This is a genomic window from Acinetobacter sp. ANC 5600 (genome assembly GCF_002018395.1).
GTDB lineage: Bacteria > Pseudomonadota > Gammaproteobacteria > Pseudomonadales > Moraxellaceae > Acinetobacter > Acinetobacter amyesii.
In genome coordinates this window covers 109,289-127,142 of record NZ_MVKW01000007.1, presented here as the reverse complement: position 1 = coordinate 127,142, position 17,854 = coordinate 109,289, and the positions used below count along the sequence as shown (strand labels likewise).

Here is a 17,854-nt window from a genome sequence, read left to right as displayed (position 1 = left end):
AAAAGTAAAACAACCACAAGTGCAGCGCGGCATATTGTGGTGTACGGGGTTGAATCACAGATGACAGCAGAGAGTTTAGCTAAGTATCGCCGTTATGTTGCGATTTCTTATGTCTTCATGTTTTTCGCTTTATTTACCCTGATTAGTGGTGTATTTGCCTACGGCTTTGCACGCAAAGTCACTCAAATCGATTCTGCAGAAGTTTGGCTACAAGCCCAAGCGCTTTGGGTCATGCGCACCGTCGTGATTTATTCCATGATGGCCATTTTTGCCGCACTGTGGTTTATTCCTTTATTTTTCTATTATTGGGACACCTATCTTTGGGTGACTGCATGCACGGTAATTGGTGTGGTCTTTGCTGCGATTGCCTTTTTGTATTTATTAAATGCATGGATCCAAGGTCTATCCAAATTCGTTAAAAATAAGGCTGTTTTCTAAGTCGATTTATTTTTTTCCTGCCTACCCCTTGAAAAAATGGTTTGATTCCCCAATTTCAGACCACAGTTAAGTATTAAATTAAATTCCGTGAGGAGCATCGCCAGACATGGCTAAACGTGATTATTATGAGGTTTTAGGTGTATCTAAAACCGCAAGTGATGATGAAATTAAAAAAGCCTACCGTAAGTTGGCGATGAAGTATCACCCTGACCGTAATCCAGATAACCCAGAAGCTGAAGAAAAATTCAAAGAAGCTGCAGAAGCATATGAAGTTTTATCGGACAGCGAAAAACGTAGTATGTATGACCGTATGGGACATCAAGCTTTTGAAGGCGGCATGGGCGGCGGCGGTGGCTTCGGTGGTGGTTTTAGCGCAGAAGATATTTTTAGTCAGTTTGGTGACATATTCGGTGGCGCATTTGGAGGTGGTGGCCGTGGTGGTCAGCAACGTGCACGCCGTGGTTCAGACTTACGCTATGTTATGGAGCTTACCCTTGAGGAAGCTGTAAAAGGCGTGAAAAAAACCATTACCTTTACTGCGCCAGCGCCATGTGATGCCTGTAATGGTAAAGGATCTAAAAATCCAAACGACGTTGAAACCTGTAAAACTTGTCATGGTGCAGGTCAAGTGCGTATGCAACAGGGCTTCTTCTCTGTGCAGCAAACCTGTAGCACCTGTCGTGGTCAAGGTAAAATTATTAAGAACCCATGTAATAAATGTCATGGTTCAGGGGTTTCTGACCGTCAGCAAACTTTAGAAGTGACCATTCCTGCAGGCGTGGATAATGGCGACCGCGTACGTTTAAGTGGCAAAGGCGAGGCGATCCGTGATGGCCAAGCAGGCGACTTATATGTAGAAGTGGTGGTACGTGAACACGAAATCTTCCAACGTGATGGCGCTGACCTATATATGGATGTGCCTGTAAGCATTGCGGATGCTGCTTTGGGTAAAGAAATTCAAATTCCGACACTCGATGGCCGTGTGAGCTTGAAAGTGCCTGAAGGGACTCAAACCGGTAAATTGTTCCGCTTACGTGGTAAAGGTGTGAAACCTGTACGTACCAGCATGACCGGTGACTTACTCTGCCGTATTGTGGTGGAAACGCCAGTGAATTTAACGGCTCGTCAACGTGAATTGTTGAAAGAGTTACAAGACACGATGGATGGCGATGACAATAAATCATCTCCGAAGAAAAAATCATTCTTCGACCGTTTATTTGATTAATTGATATGATTTGCTTGAGTTCACCGTGATGTGAACTTAGCTATAAAAAAGCCTGCATAATTGCAGGCTTTTTTATTGAGCGTTTTAAGGTTTCGGCTGTGCTATAGGCGCTAATAAACTCTCATAGCTCATGTCGAGCCTATAGATATTTTTAAGACGCTGTAGCTGATGACGTGCTTCAGCCTCACGACCATTAAATGCCAATAAACGTGCATATTTAATGATGTGGTATTTCGCTGGATAGCTGCGAACCAATTTTTCAGTATCCTGAATGGTTTGTTCAGAAACGATGGAATATGGATTTAAACGAATAATCGCTACCCGATGTCTAAATTCCGTCAGCAAATAGATCGGCTCATGGTTGGTGATTTTCTCCGGTGTTTTTTCATATTTTGATGCCTGACCCAGCTGAATCGCTGCATTGGCATAATCACGATAAATCACCGTGATCAGCACTGCGCCAATCACGAAAACAATGCGGATAAACCACGGAGACAGGCTCAAAGTGGCCGTCTGTGGCTTCGCTGCTTGAAGAATCCCGATAATAAAACCCGCAGGCAGTAAGAAATATGCGTAGTTTTGCGGAAACTCCAACATGGCATGAATAACGAAGACACCGACCATCAATAGGCCAATGACAGATAATGCAGACTTAGCTAACTTCTGTAATTGGATGCCCCAATAAGCGAAATAGGCCAAGAACGGCACACCAATAATGGCGCCATTCCACAATAAGAAATCCAAAATAAAGTTGTGTGAGCTACGAATCCATACAGGCCCTTGCACCGTGTCAGAGATCGAGACAAAAGCACTACTGGTTTGATGCCAACCATAGCCAAACCAAGGCTGTGCAGCTACGGCATGCGCCATTTGTTGCCAAATGGCTAAACGAGACATATCTCCACTAGCACGTTCGGCTACGTCACGACTTTCTTGAATATTCATGTCGGACATTTGGCTCATGATTTGACTTAATTTTGGCATCAATACAATCAGTGCTACAAAGCCGATAAACCAGGCCAAGCTGTAAAACCAGCGAAGACGGATATAATCTTTGTACTGTGCATAAGCCAAATAGACTAGGACACAGATACTTGCTACCCAAGAGGTGCGAGATTGGCTGAGCGCGACCCCAATTAAAATAGGAATTGCACAAGCGACCAAATAGCGCGTTTTAACTTTTTGCTGTTCATAAACATATAGGCAGGCTAACAAGGACATGAGCAGAAACGTGGCCATGTTATTTGGCTGAGCAAAGTTTGCAAATGGGCGCGTAGTTCCACTAATTTTCATCACAAAAGGAAGAAACGAGTCGAAATCTAACCACTGACATATTGCGATGAGTCCCGTCATGACCCCAGATGCAACAAAGGTATAGCTTAGGTATAGGAAGGTTTTTTCGCGTTTTTCCGTACCTTGCGAGAGGCTGAAACCAAGATTGATACACAGCCAGAAGCTGAACACAAACAGCATACAGAGCAAGGCAATACTAAAATAATACACCTGCCCAAAAGCCAATTGGACGAAGGGAATCAGCGCTAAGAGCAACAGGGGCAAGGAAATTTTTGCCACCATGAGCTTTTCTTTAAAGAATGTTGCCGCTAAGGCAAACAGGGCAAAAAAGGTATAAAGCTCACCGGTATACGTGGCCCAAGGTCGGTAATGAATCGGAATCAGCCATGCCAGTGCAATACAGACTGCCGCACAAAGATACAATAGGGTTTTCATGAATATTCAAGATCAATAGAACGCGCCTATCATACCGTGAAAATGCTCAAACTTGGTGAGGGAATAGTCAGCGTCTGTCGAAGAGCTTGATTTGCAAAATGCCTTCGGAAAATGCAGGATTTTTTTGTTTGTAACTTAGCCTGCGCATGGAGTTTTGATATAGTAAGACCAATTTCGAATCAACATTAGGAAAATGTTATGTCAGCAGCTCCACGTATTGGTATCTTGGGCGCAGGCGGTCGTATGGGACGCATCTTAATTCAGGCGGTTCAGCAAGCTGGCTATCAATTGGCTGCTGCGGTAGAACGTCCTGAAAGTAGCTTGGTCGGTGCGGATGCCGGTGAACTTGCAGGGATTGGCGCGGTTGGCGTAAAGGTTGTCGGTAACCTAGCTGAAGTTTTAAAAGATTGTGATGTCGTGATCGATTTTACTGCACCTGCAGCAACAGCACAGCATCTTAAACTTTGCCGTGAAGCAGGCGTTGCGATTGTCATTGGTACCACAGGTATGAATGATGAGCAAAAAGCTTATCTCGATGAAACAGCAACAGAAACCCCAGTAGTCTATGCAGCGAACTATTCTGTCGGTGTAAACGTTTCAATCAAACTTCTTGAATTGGCATCAAAAGTGTTTGGCGATACTGTAGATATTGAAGTGATTGAAGCCCATCATCGCCATAAAGTTGATGCACCATCAGGTACAGCGCTAATGTGGGGCGAAGCCATTGCCGGTGCTTTAGGACGTGACTTAAAACAAGATGCTGTATATTGCCGTGAAGGTCATACGGGTCCACGTGAACGTCAAACCATTGGCTTCCAAACGATTCGTGGTGGTGACATTGTCGGTGAACATACTGCGATGTTTATTGCGGATGGTGAACGTGTTGAAATTACCCATAAAGCGACCAACCGTATGAACTTTGCCTCTGGTGCAGTACGTGCAGCTGCATGGGTAGTTGGTCGTGAAGCACGTAAGTACGATATGAAAGATGTACTGGGTTTTAACGATATTGACGTATAAAAGCGCGTTAAAATCCGTTATAACAACAGCATAAAATTAAAATAAGACGATCAATGGAATGAAAAAAGTCATCTTTATGGCCTGTGCTGTCGCATTCACTGCGGCAGTACAAGCGAAAACTATGGATAATGCCAAACTCACGATTAATAAAAATAATATTAAGGTTTGGACCTACCAAAATGCTCAAAATCCTGTCTTTCAATACAAAGCTGAAACCAGTTTTGATGTACCCATTGAAAAAGCGGTTTCCCTGATTTTAGATGTGGAAAATGCAGTGAATTGGGTCCCTTATATGGGCAGTGTCAAAGTCTTATCCCGTGATGACCAAAAAGGTGAATTCATTTTATATATGGTGTTGGATTTTCCTTTTCCCTTGAAAGACCGTGATTTAGTGGTACAAGGCAAAATGCGTAAAGATGCACAAGGCATCATTAGCATCCAAAATAAAGCAGTTAAAAAAGGTTATCCGATCAATCCCAATTATGTACGTCTAACCGACTATGAGGGCGATTGGACCTTCCAGCGTTTAGGCAATCAAAAAGTCAAAGTGTCGACCTATGGCTATGCCAATCCGGAAGGCTCCATTCCGCTCAGTTTCGTGAATATGTTTGTGCAGCAACAGCCTTATCAAATGCTACAAAAAATGAAAGTGCAGCTGGGTAAAAGCAAAACTGCAACGGCATTTCCCGAAATTTTAAAATAAGCAGCAGTAATGATTCAGTTCAATATGAACGATCAATGACTTTGCATCTCAGGCAGACGAAATGCCGTCAACTGCTGCATGTGCTGTGCTTCTGGAAGTTCGATACTGAGTAAGGTTTGTTCTGGAAATTGATGCGGATGTAACTTGATTTGAAATTGCCGCGCGGTCATTTGTTCACAGGCAAAGCGAAGTTTGGCTTGCTGCGGCATCATATTCATACCGTTTTCAGATTTGGCTTTATAAATATATAGCTTTTGATGTAACCCGCCGCTGGTGATCGGTTGGATCTGCTCAAGTTCATATTGCGTCAGTTTTTGGGCACTCAAAAAACCTTGAATTAAAGATTTACAGATAAAATTTTGCTGGCTTTGAGCTTGAGTGTGCTGCTCGGGTTGGCACGCCATAAGCGTGAGTGTGCCGATGATGATTAGACCCATTCGAAGCTGCGTGAAGTCATTCATTTAATTGTCCCCCTATCGTTTTTTTGAGATATCAACCTGATGCATTCAGCTTAAATCTGTTAACTTAATGGGTACAGATACAAGAATGATTAAAAAAAGGGTACAGATGGCTTTTCAATATCAGCAGCTTGCGCAGCAGTTGGCACAGAAAATTTATAGTGGTGAATTGGCCGCAGGGCAGCGTCTTTATGCGCTACGTCAATTTTCACAGCAGCATCAGATCAGTTTAAATACCGCGAAACGCTGCTATGAATTACTTGAAGCCAAAGGCCTCATTTATGTCAAAGAAAAGTCTGGTTATTTTGTACAATCCTCACAGAAAGCCCAGCAAATTGCCGTGCCGAATCATCCTGATTTTGATTCCCGACCTCGTGAAATTTCGAATTTAGAATTGCAAATTCAGATCCATGAAGCATCTGCAAATAGTCGCCTGATTCATTTGGGTTCAATTCAGTTGTCCCCCAATTTTGTTCCTGTTGAAGCAATCAGACGTTCAATCCAAAGGGCATTAAAGCATTGTAAACCAGAAGATTTTTTATATAACAATCGGCAAGGTCATCCACAATTGCGTGAAGCTTTGTCGGCACATTGGGCTGAAGATGGTTTTTACATGCCTAAGGATGATATTTACATCAGCAATGGTTGTATGCCTGCTTTGTCAGTGATGTTGCAAAATCTGAGTGCGGAAGGGGAGAGTGTCATTGTTCCGACGCCGAACTATAACGGGCAATTGCAATTATTGGCTTTATTGAAGCGGAAAATTGTTGAAATTCCTGCCAATACGGAAGGTTTTGATTTAGAGCGTTTAGAGCAGGCGATGCGGGATTCAGGCGCGAAAGTATGCTTATTGACTGCAAATTTTCAAAATCCTTTGGGTTTTTGTTTAAGTAATGAAGATAAGGAACGAATTGCACAACTGGCTGAAAAATATCAATGTTATGTGATTGAAGATGATATTTATGCTGAGTGTAGTTTCAATGCAAAGCGACCATTGCCTATCAAATATTGGGATCGGGCGGGCTATGTGATCTATTGTGGGTCGATTTCAAAATCTTTATCGCCTTCTTATCGGGTGGGGTGGTTTTGTCTTCCACCACATTTGCAACATTTGCGTCCGAAATTACTTTTGCAAAATGATTCGGTGAATACGCCTTTGCAGTTAGGACTTGCCGATTTGATTTTTAGTCGTGCGTATCGCCAACATCTTGCTGAATTGCGTCCTAAATTAATGGTGCAAGTCGAGCAGTATCGTCAGTTTATTTACGATGCTTTTCAAGGGGTTGATATCCGTCTAAATCGGCCTCAAGGCAGTTATGCACTGTGGTTGCAGATGCCTGAACAAATAGACAGTTTGGCGCTGTATTACCATGCGCAAAAACATGGCATCAATATTGTGCCAGGTTTAATTTTTGGTGAGGACAATCGTTATAACAACTGTATTCGTCTAAATGCCGGGCATGAGTTGTCTGTAGATATTCAGCAGGCCATTTTATTGCTTGCAGATTGGGTGCGTAAGGAATGCAGAAACACAAATATCATCTAGATTAATGAGTCCATAAAGCATACAAAAAAAGCCTGCATGCAGCAGGCTTTTTGGGCTTAGATTTTTGCCGTTAAAAATCAGCTTTCAGCACAATTCGATAACGCACGTTTCCTGAATGCAAACGTTCAATCGCTTCATTCACCTGAGACATGGGATACATTTCAATTTGTGGAGCAATATTTTGACGTGCAGCGAATCGAAGTAATTCACGCAGTGCAGCAGGAGAGCCAGTTGATGAGCCTGTAACTGATTTAGCACCACTGATCAGCATACCTGCGGGGATTTGCATCGGCTCAAGTGCTAGGCCAAGCATGTGAACGCTTCCATTCGGTGCCAAAGTTGAAAGATAGGCTTGCCAATCCAACGTCACATTGACCGTGCTTAAAATCAAATTGAACTTACCACGCTGCGCTTTAATCGCGGCAAGATCACGACTATTCACCACATGGTCAGCACCCAGGGCTTTAAGTTCATCGGTTTTATCTAAGTTTGAACTGAATGCGGTAATTTCACAGCCCCAAGCTTTGAGCAATTTAATCGCCATATGACCTAAACCACCAATGCCGATCACGGCAACATGGTGAATGGCCTGAATTTGGTGCTGTAAGATGGGATCAAATACCGTAATTCCGCCGCAGAGCAGAGGGCCAGCACTGGTTGGGTCGAGATCATCTGGAAGCGGAATAACCCATTGCCAGCCAGCACGGACTTTGTCGGCAAAGCCACCTGCATGACCGACGATCGTCGCTGTCTTGGTTCCGGTACATTGGACTTGGCGACCATCGATACACGAGTCACAGTGTTGACAACTTTCTGCTGTCCAGCCAATGCCTACACGTTGTCCGACTTTGAGTCCTTTTGCTTCGCTGCCGAGTTGGGTAATGGTTCCAATCACTTCATGTCCTGGGACCACAGGATAAACCGAAGATTTCCAATCATTTTGGATAATAGAAATATCTGAGTGACAAAGACCGCAATACTCGACTTTGACTTCAACCTGATGGGCTTGTAATTCACCTGCATCAAATTGGTAGGGAACAAGGGCTTCACCACTGTTCATTGCTGCATAGGCGTGGATTGTATTGTCACTCATTATTCTATCCTTTATGTTTTGAGGTCATTCTTCGTGCGTGTATTTAAAGTCACAGTGATTTTCATGATCATTGACCATGCCGATAGCTTGCATCAGAGCATAGCAAGTCGTTGGGCCTACAAATTTAAAACCATGCTTTTTTAATGCTTTGGACATGGCCTGACTTTGAGCGGTTTGTGCAGGGGCGCTACGATATTCAACGACATCATTATTGGCAATGTGTCCTTCGACAAAATTCCAAAGAAATTCCACAGGATGAATCCCTTGGGCTTTTAACTGTTGCCATGCTTTTGCATTATCACGAATGGCAGTGAGTTTGCCGATATGGCGAATCAAACCTGAATCTTGTAATTTTTCTTGTAATTGTAGGTCACTCAACGCTGCGATTTCGGCAATGGGATATTGAAAAAAATGCTGCTGATAGCAGGCCCGCTTTTTCAGCACAGTGATCCAAGACAGCCCCGCTTGTTGTCCTTCAAGACATAGCATTTCAAAGAGATGCTGCTCATCAAAGCTAGGTTTAGCCCATTCAGTGTCGTGGTAGGCAATATATAAAGGATCTTCGGAGCACCAAGCACAGCGTTGTATCGTCATGTTGAATGCTCCTTTTCGACTTAAATTTTAAAGACTGTCCATTGATCGTTTTTATTGTCCCAATACAACAGTTCCGCTTGATCGAGATCGGCAAATTGAATCCATACATCTTTACCTGATTTGTCTGCGTAGCCGGTGCTGATGAGTAATGCTTCTTCAGTGATCTCCATGATCCAGCCCTGATAAGACTGTCCATTGAGGCTGATTTTTTGTTGATTACCAGATTCTGCAAATTCCACCAGACGATTGATCAACGCTTCTGACATGTATGTTTCCTAAAATTAACGTAAATACGGATAGGGATTAACGGCATTGCGACCTTTACCACCCAAGTAAATGCCGTAATGCAAATGTGGTGCAGTATGTCGAGCATTGCCAGTATTACCTACATAGCCAATGACATCACCTTTTTTGACATAGTCGCCGACATTTAAGCCATGTTTATGACCATCAAGATGCGCATAATAATGCCAAGAACCTGCGGGCCCCATAATCCATATCACTTTACCACCCAAATTGTTATTACGTAAGTCAGCAACTAAACCTTCTGTAGCACTGAGAACTTTTGTTCCACGTGGAACAATAATATCAATGCCTTCGTGGCTTCGTCCTTGGCTACGCGCTGCGCCCCAAGTATCCTTGAGCGCACTTCGTTTGACTTGATGAACAGGAACAGGCAATTGATTGGATAAACGCATGTTTTGTAATTTTTTCACTTCATGAGCAGGCAATGTACTGCCTGATGGTTTGGGTGGAGTCGACGTACAGGCGCTGAGTAAAAGCAAAATAAAACCAATACCGCCGAACAACCCTCTACGAAGCTGAAAAAATCCTTGAGTCACATTTGTCCCTATTCAATTGATGAGCAGTTCAAAACTATGGCATAGAATGGCTTTCGAGTTCTAGCGTAGAAATAAGTTTTTTCATGGCGGTTGGAATACCAAGTGCAGTGGCTTGTATCGGTGTAAACCACTGTGCATTACATTCAATCGCTAAATGCTCTTTTTGCTCGGCGGCAACGGTAAATACAGTAGCCTCTAAAAGCCAAGTAAAGTGGGTAAAGCTATGTGATATTTGCACTTGAGTGGTGGTAGGTTTCAGACCAAGCTGTTGAGTGAGGGATTGAAACTCATGGGGTTGATCAAAAATAGGTAAACACCACAGACCACCCCATAGCCCGCTATTCGGACGTTGTATCCAAAGCCATTCTTCTGCAGATTGAATCAGCATGACTTGAGCCTCTCTCACTGGAACAGGTTTTTTAGGCTTTTTATAAGGTAATTCAGTTTCTAAACCCTGAGCATGTGCTTTGCAGTGCTGTTGCATGGGACAATATAAACAGAGTGGTTTTTTCGGCGTGCATACAGTTGCACCCAGATCCATAATCGCTTGGGTATAATCGTGGTTACGTACCGTGGGGCAGAGCTCTGTCGCCAGTTGCCACATGGCCCGTTCATGTACAGGTTTCGATAAATCATCTTCAATAGCAAAGAAACGAGACAATACTCGCTTGACGTTGCCGTCCATAATCACGCCATATTGTCTTAAACCTAAAGACATCAGCGCACCTGCGGTAGACGGGCCGATGCCCGGTAGTTCCATCCACTGCTCAAGATTGCTTGGAAAATGTCCCTGACGTGCAACAATACCCGCGGCTTTGTGTAAGTTCCGAGCCCGTGCATAGTAGCCTAAGCCAGCCCAATAGGGTGCCACATCATCCCAAGAAGCATGACCTAAATCTTCAACAGTTGGAAATCGTTGAATAAATCGATCAAAGTATTGTAAGACGGTTTTGACTTGAGTCTGTTGTAGCATAATTTCTGAAACCCATACTTTGTAAGGGTCATCCTTCACTTGCCACGGTAAGTCATGACGACCATGGACATCAAACCAGTCGAGAAGGGCATCAGAAAAGTTAAACATGCAAAACAGTCAAAATTGAAAAAACCCGCCTAGTATACATCTTTCTATAGGTATTCTTTTTGTTCAAAACGAAATCTGTATATCAGGGGAAATGCAAAAATAGCGGTTATCAAAAAAGGAGCCGAAGCTCCTTAGTGAGTGTCAATTTTTAAATTTTAGCTTTTAAAGCCCCAGCGGGAATCAAGCGCCAACGTTTGGTTTTCATAACGTGGAATAATGTGAATGTGCACATGTTCAGTAGCTTCGCCAAAAACTTGTCCATCATTAAACCCAATATGAAAGCCAGTAGGTTGATAGCGTAAATTTAATTCATTACGTGCTTGTTCAAGTAAGGACATTAAACTTTTACGTTCTTTATCAGTAATTTCAAAAAAAGAACCAACGTGACGTAGCGGGACAATGACAGCATGTCCTTTAGACAGTGTGTGTGGTTCAGGAAGTACAACTCCAAAATCATTTTTTGCAATAACGTCATATTCGTCAAAATTGCAATATGGACAATTGAGATCTGTCATTGTGCTCTCCTCATTTTTATAAATTAAATATTGGTATTGGTTCTTAGCGCTTTAAGAACCAAGCTGGCGTGCTAACAAGGCATACATGGCCGCTAAGCTTTGTTGTTCTGCAGTAGCGTTATAAGCTAAATCTACGCCGTTGGCTTTGGCACGTTCATCCGCCATCGGGTTGCTAAAGCCATGTTTTGCACCTTCAAAAATATTGATTTGATACTTCACTTGGGCAGCATCCATTTCATTTCTAAAGGTCGCAACATCTTCTAAGCTCACCATCGAGTCGAGCTCACCATGTTGCACTAAAATCTCTGCTTGAACTTGTCCTGTTTGTGCAGGAGTCGCTGTAGCAAGTGTTGCATGGAAGGTCACCACAGCTTTTAATGCAGCACCTGAACGAGCTAAATCCAGCACGACTTTTCCACCGTAGCAAAAGCCTATAGCTGCGAGTTTATCTGCATTTACTTCTTTTTGCTGTGCCAAAGTGTTTAATGCAGCAGACGCACGGGTCACAATGGTGTCGGCATGATCAAAAGTCTGCATCATCCATTCATAAGCTTGCTTGGCATCTGTGGTGACTTTTTTATCACCATACATATCCAAAGCTAAAGCAGCATAGCCTTGTTCTGCCAATTCACGTGCACGTTGTTCGGTATATTCATTGCGTCCCCACCATTCAGGGGCAACTAACACACCTGCGATCGCAGTGTCTGACTCTGGAGCAGCAAAATAGCCAAAAAGTTGAGTTCCATCCGCTGCTGTATATTGAATTTCGCGAGTCTTAATTTTAACGGTCATGGTCAAATCCTTATGTGCGGCTACGCAGTTGATGAAGATTTAAAATAAATGGAAATTGGTTTTTGTGAAATAAATATAAGATATCAATGTGAATTTTAAGTCAAATCAATCAAAAAAATTGTAAAAGAAAATAATGGTACGAAGAAATATTAAGGAGCACCGAGATTTGTCGATGCTCCTGTAGGGGGTATTGTTATTTAGAGAGAACTTCGATGAGCTCTACATCAAAAATCAGTGTGCTGTTTGGCTCAATGACGTCTGCTGAACCAATTTGACCATAACCCAAATTGGCAGGAATGAAGAAGCGATATTTTGCACCTTCTTTCATCAACTGTAGACCTTCTGTCCAACCCTGAATGACTTGGCTCACTTGGAACATCGCAGGTTGGTTGCGTGCAATTGAACTATCAAAAACAGTGCCATCAATTAAGCGCCCTTCATAGTGAACTTTCACTGTTGAATTGGCTTTGGGTGACTTACCTTTGCCGGCTTGAATGACTTGATACTGCAGGCCAGATTTCGTGACCTGAATGCCCGGTTTTTTGGCATTTTCAGCAAGGAAAGCGGCACCAATGGTGGCATTCGCATCCGCTTTTTGCTTCAGTTCAATCAGTTGTTTCGCTTCGGTTTGCTTTTTATATTGGGTTAAGGCACGGGTCATTTCTTCATCTGTTAATGACGAAGCTTGACCTTTAGAAGCTGCTTTTAAACCTGCAACAAATGCATCAATATCCAAATCCTTAATGGATTCAGCATTACTGCGTCCCATTAAATAACCAAAACTATAACCCACTTGTTCTGCAGCACTACTTTTATTACTGACATCTTTGGCAAATACAGTGCTTGAGCAGAGTGCCAAACACAACATACTGATCTGTAATTTCATGACCGAGTCTCAAAATAAAGCAGGAGAGCGAAAAGCTCTCCTGTGCCGGTTTTATTATTTAACTTCAATGAGTTCTACATCAAAAATTAAAGTACTGTTCGGTGGAATTGTTCCTGGAACACCTTGAGCACCATAACCTAGGTTTGAGGGAATATATAAAGTAGCTTTGCCACCTTCCTTCATTAACTGTAGACCTTCAGTCCAACCCGGAATTACTTGGTTTAACGGAAATTCAATTGGCTCGCCGCGCTGTACTGAACTATCAAATACTGTGCCATCCACTAACTTACCTGTGTAGTGAACTTTAACAACTGATGTGGCTTGCGGTTGTTTACCTGTACCTTCTTTCGTTGTTAGGTACTGTAAACCAGAAGCTGTAGTTTTAACCCCAGCTTTGCTTTTGTTTTCTGTTAAGAAATTATCGCTGCTACTTTGTGCTTGCTTATTGCTTTCAAGTTGTTTGTTTTGCATTTCTTGCTGGAACTCAGCATATGCTTTTTGTAATTCTTCTTCAGTATATGCAGGTTTTGCACGAGCATGGCCTGCACGAACGCCAGTAACAAAGCTATCAATATCTAATTCTGGAGGCGTTTGATGGGCAACTTCATAACCAAGGGCATAACTGATTTTAGCGACAGCAGAAGCATTTGCAGCTGGTTGAGTTGATGTTGCTGATTGCGTAGCAGGTGTTTTAGTTGCATAGTAAACAGGAACAAGTGCGGCACCGCCGAGTAATACAGCGACAGCGATAGGTAGGGCCTTACTCATATATTTTCCCACAATTATTTTATATGTAAAAAGTTGCTGAAATTCTAGCAGACTTTTCCTGTTCAGCGCTTACCTATCTCTACGATCAGGTAAGGTGCAGGAAAGATCATCATAGTCATGTTCTTATTTTTATACTATAACGGTATGAATATATAAAACATTTTTTATACAGAAAGAGGCATGCAACATAAATTTCGCACGTAAAAAAGCCACCGTATTCGGTGGCTTTTTTTACAACGCGCTGAATCAGTCTTGGTCTTTTGAAGCTTTATAACCATAGGAATAGTTATAGCCATAACCATAGCCTGCTGAGCTACGTTGAATGTCGTTTAGAATAATACCATTGACCTTCACACCCACTTGTTCAAAGCGGTTAACGGTTAACTCTAACTCTTTCAACTGAGTTTTCGCATAACGAGCAATCACCAAATTCACGCCAGCAAATTGCGAAATAATGATACCGTCTGTCACTGCAAGTACAGGAGGTGTATCAATGATCACATGATCGAACATCGGTGAAATTAGATCTAAGAATTCTTTAAATTTACCAGAACTTAAAAGCTCAGATGGATTAGAAGGGCTCTTACCGCGAGTAATCACACTTAAATTTGGAATTTCAGTGGTTTTAATGATGCTGTCTAGATCACGCTGACCATTTAAATACTCAGAAAGGCCTGGTTGGTTATCATGATTGAAGTATTTGTTTAAATAACCACGACGTAAATCAGCATCAATAATTAAAACGCGTTTATCACTTTGCGCAAGAATCGTAGCTAAATTGGTTGAAATAAATGATTTACCGACTTCTGGTGCGGGACCTGAAATCATGATCAGATTATTTTTTGCAGATGTCAGTGCAAAGTGAATGGCAGTACGCATACTGCGCAGGCTTTCAATTGCAATATCATCGCTATTTTTAACTGCAAGAACTGGAATTGTTTTCTTCTTCTTCAAGAGTTTAATACGGCTTTCTTGAACAGGGGAACGTGGCACAGTGGCATAAACCGGAAGATCAAGGGTGTTCTCAATTTCTGAAGAATCTTTGATTCCTGAGCGTAGCATGTTACGTAGTAGTGCAAGTAATGTACCGAGGAAACCACCGAGAAAAATTGAAAGTATCAAGATTTGTAGTTTTTTTGGTGCAATCGGTTGAATTGGTTCTACAGCAGTATCCACAATACGGACATTACCAATTTCACCAGCTTTGGCAATACGAAGCTGTTGGTAAGAATTCAACAACGCTGTATAAAGTTGTTGTTTCACTTCAACTTCACGATAGAGCTGTAAATAACGACGTTGTAAGTCTGGTAATTTTTTTAAGGTGGTATTTAGTTCACCAATTTTGCTATTGATTGCACCTAATTGGGCATTCATTTGCTGCATCACTGGATGTTCACTAGTGTACTTCGCAGAAGCTTCAGCAACTTTTTGCTCTAATTCAGCTTTTTGAGTTTCAAGAGTGACGCTTTGAGTTAAATATAGTTCAGATTCTTTGGTTACATCGACGGTATTAAACTCTTGACGGAATTTGTTAAATTCACGTTCTGCGACATCAAGCTGCTGTTTTAATTCAGGGAGTTGTTCGTCTAGGAATTTTAATGTTTGTGCACTTTCAGCCGAACGTCTTTCAATATTTTGATGGCTGTAGGCTGCTAAAATGGCATTTAAAACTTTTGTAATATGTTCTTTATCTTGGCCTTGATAGTTAAGGCCAAGCACGCCCGTCATTTTACCTTTTTCAGCAACAGAATAATTTGCCAAAATACTGTCAACTGCAGCAGGTAAAGACTGTTTTTGAATTAAATAGTCATCTTTGAATTGATCTTTGCTATAAATTGAGATTTCCCAAAGACCTTCTGCTGTACGCAAAGAGCTTTTTTGGTTCAATGGTGCTGTTAAAATTGTTTGTTCAGTCTGGAGGTCAATTAAAGAAAATTTATTATCTTGAAATTGGAGACCAAGGTTCTTGTCACGATATTGTGCAGGAATATCAAATTGGCGTATTTCAAAACTTTTCTCATTATCTTTGAAAATGACAGATTTATTTTTATATTCGGTGGCATATTCATGCGGCGAAAATAAGCGATCAGTGAAAGAATTCTCTGTACCGGAAATTTTTAGGTCAAGATGTAAACTCTGAATGACATTACCAAGAACTAAACGTGATTTAAGAATCTCAATTTCTGCTTGGGCAGGCTGCTTTTGATCAATCATGCCTGATAGATCACCTAAGAGTGCAGCGGAAGTCCCTTTACTCTCTTCCACTTGTACTAAAGCATTGACTGAATAAGTATCCGGTGTTGCTCTTAAATAAAGTAAAGCACAAACAAGACTTAAAATTACACATAGAGCAATTAACTTCCACTGTGCAATCAGAGAGAAAAATAATTCCTTTAAATCAATTGTATCTTCTGTATTGGTATTTTGGCTCATAATCGTACATCAAAAGTTAAATTTGTTTAGTCCAATCTGCAATGCAAGATTGGATCAGTTCTGAGGTCTGGTCAAAAAAAGCTTGATCGTGCTGATATGGGTCAGGCACATTTTTACCTTGCCAATGGCCTAAACGAAAAGTCTTTCCTTTTGCAAATGGCCATGTTTGTTCAATATGCTTTTGTTGATTTGAACTCATGACTAAAATTAAATCTGATTTCTTGATCAGTTCAGCATTTAATTTTTGCGCAATGTGTCCACTCATATCGATGCCAATTTTTTGCATACAGTGTTGAGCTTTTTCATCTGCTGGATGTCCAACCATGCCTGAGATTCCCGCTGAATAAATATTCAGATCGGGATGATTCTTTTTCAGAAGATATTCTGCCATAGGACTTCGGCAAATATTACCTACACACACCACCAGAATATTTTTAAATAACATTATTGACCCATTCTGTCGATGTTATAGATCATATTTGAGAAAGGAATCACCTGATTGATCACGCGCTGCCAACGTGCCAAGCCAGATGCATCAACATATACAATATCGTTGCTACGCATTCTGAACTGGTTTGCGAGTCCAAAGTCACCAATACTGGTTAAATCCAAATGATAAATTTCGGTCATCGGACTATTCATATCACTACGTACTACGTAGATTTTACCTCGACTTGCAGAAAGCGAGTTTACCCCAAGACTTTCGCCCAAGACATCACTTAAACTCATTCCTTGATCACGCATTGGTAGGGATTGATTTTTACCAGATTCACCCATTACATAAATTTTCTGATTTTCGCGTGAATTGACATAAATTGTATCGTTAGGCTGTATGAGTAGATTATGTAGTGAATAGCCAGCCTTTTCTAACTGAATGGTATTTAAGTTGTAAGTTTGTCCTTGGCGTACTAAGGTAATAGACGTATTATCGCCAAATTGAGTATTCACACCGCCAGCAAGACCAAGTGCAGTATATACGCTGGTAGGTTGGTCGGTGAGATTAAATTGACCACCTTTCATTACATTACCTTGGACAGAATAACGCTGGCCTTGGTAGGAAAGAACGCGAACAATCACATCTGGGGTTTTTAAGTAACGAGCAAGTTGGCTACGTAACTCCTGATTGACTTTTGTTAGGGATTTTCCGGCAGCTTTATATTGGCCAATAATAGGGAATTGAATATAACCATTTTGGTCGATTTGGTAACCGTTTGATTTTATCGCCTCTTCATTACTAATGGTATTTGTAGGTGGCGTTATTTCCGGATATGCCCATAAATAAATGGATAAAATATCACCAGAATTTAATCGATATTGTTGTTGTTGTTGATTGAAAAGGTGAGCAAAATTTTGTTGATTAATCTGTGCGGGTTGAACGGCTGCTAAATTGTCTTGTGATAATTTGATGACATTTACAGTTGAACCTAGATCTGTTTGGAAAACACCTTCTTTTGGTAAATCATATGTTTGAAGACCTGATGTGATTGCACAACCCGTCATACCTAAACTGAGTGCTAACAAGAAGCTATAACGATAGTAACTCACTCGAAATCCTACTTATAAAAATAATTGAATTGTAAAAAAGGCAATCGCCTGATTTTTAAAATATATAACGCAGCATTTTATACTATGTAAAGTAAACATCCTAGGATTTGCTGTCAAAATGTGTTGCTACAGTGTAATGATTATTGTGTGAAATAAAACACATATTTGTTAATGAATACATAATAAA

Annotated in this window: 19 protein-coding genes; 5 read left to right on the top strand and 14 right to left on the bottom strand. The window is 41.4% G+C overall.

Annotated elements, in window-relative coordinates; genetic code table 11:
* The first annotated feature begins 60 nt into the window (after nucleotides 1-60).
* Together B1201_RS14195 and dnaJ are read left to right on the top strand one after the other, a co-directional pair.
* A complete protein-coding gene (locus B1201_RS14195; protein WP_078194105.1) occupies nucleotides 61-438 on the top strand; it encodes a hypothetical protein in 378 nt (125 codons plus the stop codon).
* A gap of 106 nt (nucleotides 439-544) precedes the next feature.
* Entirely contained in the window at nucleotides 545-1,663 is a 1,119-nt protein-coding gene (gene dnaJ, locus B1201_RS14190; RefSeq protein ID WP_078194104.1) for a molecular chaperone DnaJ, read from the top strand.
* A gap of 84 nt (nucleotides 1,664-1,747) precedes the next feature.
* Here the strand turns inward: dnaJ and B1201_RS14185 are convergent, their stop codons facing one another.
* Nucleotides 1,748-3,391 (bottom strand): PglL family O-oligosaccharyltransferase, encoded by a 1,644-nt coding sequence (locus B1201_RS14185; RefSeq protein WP_078194103.1) that lies wholly within the window; start codon nucleotides 3,389-3,391, stop codon nucleotides 1,748-1,750.
* 198 nt (nucleotides 3,392-3,589) lie between these two features.
* Between B1201_RS14185 and dapB the strand changes: the two genes are divergently transcribed.
* Both dapB and B1201_RS14175 read left to right on the top strand, forming a co-directional pair.
* Nucleotides 3,590-4,411, top strand: a complete 822-nt coding sequence (gene dapB / locus B1201_RS14180) for a 4-hydroxy-tetrahydrodipicolinate reductase (RefSeq protein ID WP_078194102.1) — start codon at nucleotides 3,590-3,592, stop codon at nucleotides 4,409-4,411.
* A gap of 58 nt (nucleotides 4,412-4,469) precedes the next feature.
* On the top strand, nucleotides 4,470-5,114 hold the full coding sequence (locus B1201_RS14175; RefSeq protein WP_078194101.1) for an START domain-containing protein: 645 nt from the start codon (nucleotides 4,470-4,472) through the stop codon (nucleotides 5,112-5,114).
* A 32-nt stretch (nucleotides 5,115-5,146) separates the two neighbouring features.
* On the opposite strand, the gene B1201_RS14170 is transcribed toward B1201_RS14175, so the two are convergent.
* A complete protein-coding gene (locus B1201_RS14170; RefSeq protein WP_228144789.1) occupies nucleotides 5,147-5,575 on the bottom strand; it encodes a hypothetical protein in 429 nt (142 codons plus the stop codon).
* A 106-nt stretch (nucleotides 5,576-5,681) separates the two neighbouring features.
* Here B1201_RS14170 and B1201_RS14165 point away from each other — a divergent pair, with 106 nt between their 5' ends.
* Nucleotides 5,682-7,118 carry a PLP-dependent aminotransferase family protein gene (locus B1201_RS14165; protein ID WP_078194100.1) on the top strand — a complete coding sequence of 479 codons (1,437 nt, stop codon included), beginning with the start codon at nucleotides 5,682-5,684 and terminating at the stop codon, nucleotides 7,116-7,118.
* Nucleotides 7,119-7,188: 70 nt separating this feature from the next.
* Here the strand turns inward: B1201_RS14165 and ahr are convergent, their stop codons facing one another.
* From ahr to B1201_RS14105, 12 genes are all read right to left on the bottom strand, one after another.
* Nucleotides 7,189-8,211: an NADPH-dependent aldehyde reductase Ahr gene (ahr, locus tag B1201_RS14160; protein WP_078194099.1), complete on the bottom strand. Its 1,023-nt coding sequence runs from the start codon at nucleotides 8,209-8,211 to the stop codon at nucleotides 7,189-7,191.
* Between the two features lie 24 nt (nucleotides 8,212-8,235).
* Nucleotides 8,236-8,805 carry a DNA-3-methyladenine glycosylase I gene (locus B1201_RS14155; RefSeq protein ID WP_078194098.1) on the bottom strand — a complete coding sequence of 190 codons (570 nt, stop codon included), beginning with the start codon at nucleotides 8,803-8,805 and terminating at the stop codon, nucleotides 8,236-8,238.
* A gap of 20 nt (nucleotides 8,806-8,825) precedes the next feature.
* On the bottom strand, nucleotides 8,826-9,071 hold the full coding sequence (locus B1201_RS14150; RefSeq protein ID WP_078191630.1) for a hypothetical protein: 246 nt from the start codon (nucleotides 9,069-9,071) through the stop codon (nucleotides 8,826-8,828).
* 15 nt (nucleotides 9,072-9,086) lie between these two features.
* Nucleotides 9,087-9,614 carry a M23 family metallopeptidase gene (locus B1201_RS14145; RefSeq protein ID WP_143221708.1) on the bottom strand — a complete coding sequence of 176 codons (528 nt, stop codon included), beginning with the start codon at nucleotides 9,612-9,614 and terminating at the stop codon, nucleotides 9,087-9,089.
* A 67-nt stretch (nucleotides 9,615-9,681) separates the two neighbouring features.
* Complete coding sequence (mutY, locus tag B1201_RS14140; protein WP_078194096.1) at nucleotides 9,682-10,728, bottom strand: A/G-specific adenine glycosylase; 1,047 nt, start codon at nucleotides 10,726-10,728, stop codon at nucleotides 9,682-9,684.
* 155 nt (nucleotides 10,729-10,883) lie between these two features.
* Nucleotides 10,884-11,243, bottom strand: a complete 360-nt coding sequence (locus tag B1201_RS14135) for an HIT family protein (protein WP_078194095.1) — start codon at nucleotides 11,241-11,243, stop codon at nucleotides 10,884-10,886.
* A 51-nt stretch (nucleotides 11,244-11,294) separates the two neighbouring features.
* Nucleotides 11,295-12,035 (bottom strand): dienelactone hydrolase family protein, encoded by a 741-nt coding sequence (locus B1201_RS14130; protein ID WP_078194094.1) that lies wholly within the window; start codon nucleotides 12,033-12,035, stop codon nucleotides 11,295-11,297.
* A gap of 193 nt (nucleotides 12,036-12,228) precedes the next feature.
* Entirely contained in the window at nucleotides 12,229-12,921 is a 693-nt protein-coding gene (locus tag B1201_RS14125) for an FKBP-type peptidyl-prolyl cis-trans isomerase (protein WP_078194093.1), read from the bottom strand.
* Between the two features lie 54 nt (nucleotides 12,922-12,975).
* Nucleotides 12,976-13,689 carry an FKBP-type peptidyl-prolyl cis-trans isomerase gene (locus B1201_RS14120; protein WP_078191625.1) on the bottom strand — a complete coding sequence of 238 codons (714 nt, stop codon included), beginning with the start codon at nucleotides 13,687-13,689 and terminating at the stop codon, nucleotides 12,976-12,978.
* Between the two features lie 246 nt (nucleotides 13,690-13,935).
* Nucleotides 13,936-16,122 carry a polysaccharide biosynthesis tyrosine autokinase gene (locus B1201_RS14115; protein ID WP_078194092.1) on the bottom strand — a complete coding sequence of 729 codons (2,187 nt, stop codon included), beginning with the start codon at nucleotides 16,120-16,122 and terminating at the stop codon, nucleotides 13,936-13,938.
* A gap of 16 nt (nucleotides 16,123-16,138) precedes the next feature.
* Nucleotides 16,139-16,567, bottom strand: coding sequence for a low molecular weight protein-tyrosine-phosphatase (locus B1201_RS14110; protein WP_078194091.1), 429 nt, complete (start codon nucleotides 16,565-16,567; stop codon nucleotides 16,139-16,141).
* Nucleotides 16,567-17,622, bottom strand: coding sequence for a polysaccharide biosynthesis/export family protein (locus B1201_RS14105; protein WP_078194118.1), 1,056 nt, complete (start codon nucleotides 17,620-17,622; stop codon nucleotides 16,567-16,569). The genes B1201_RS14110 and B1201_RS14105 overlap by 1 nt, the downstream gene beginning before the upstream one ends.
* Nucleotides 17,623-17,854 lie beyond the last annotated feature (232 nt).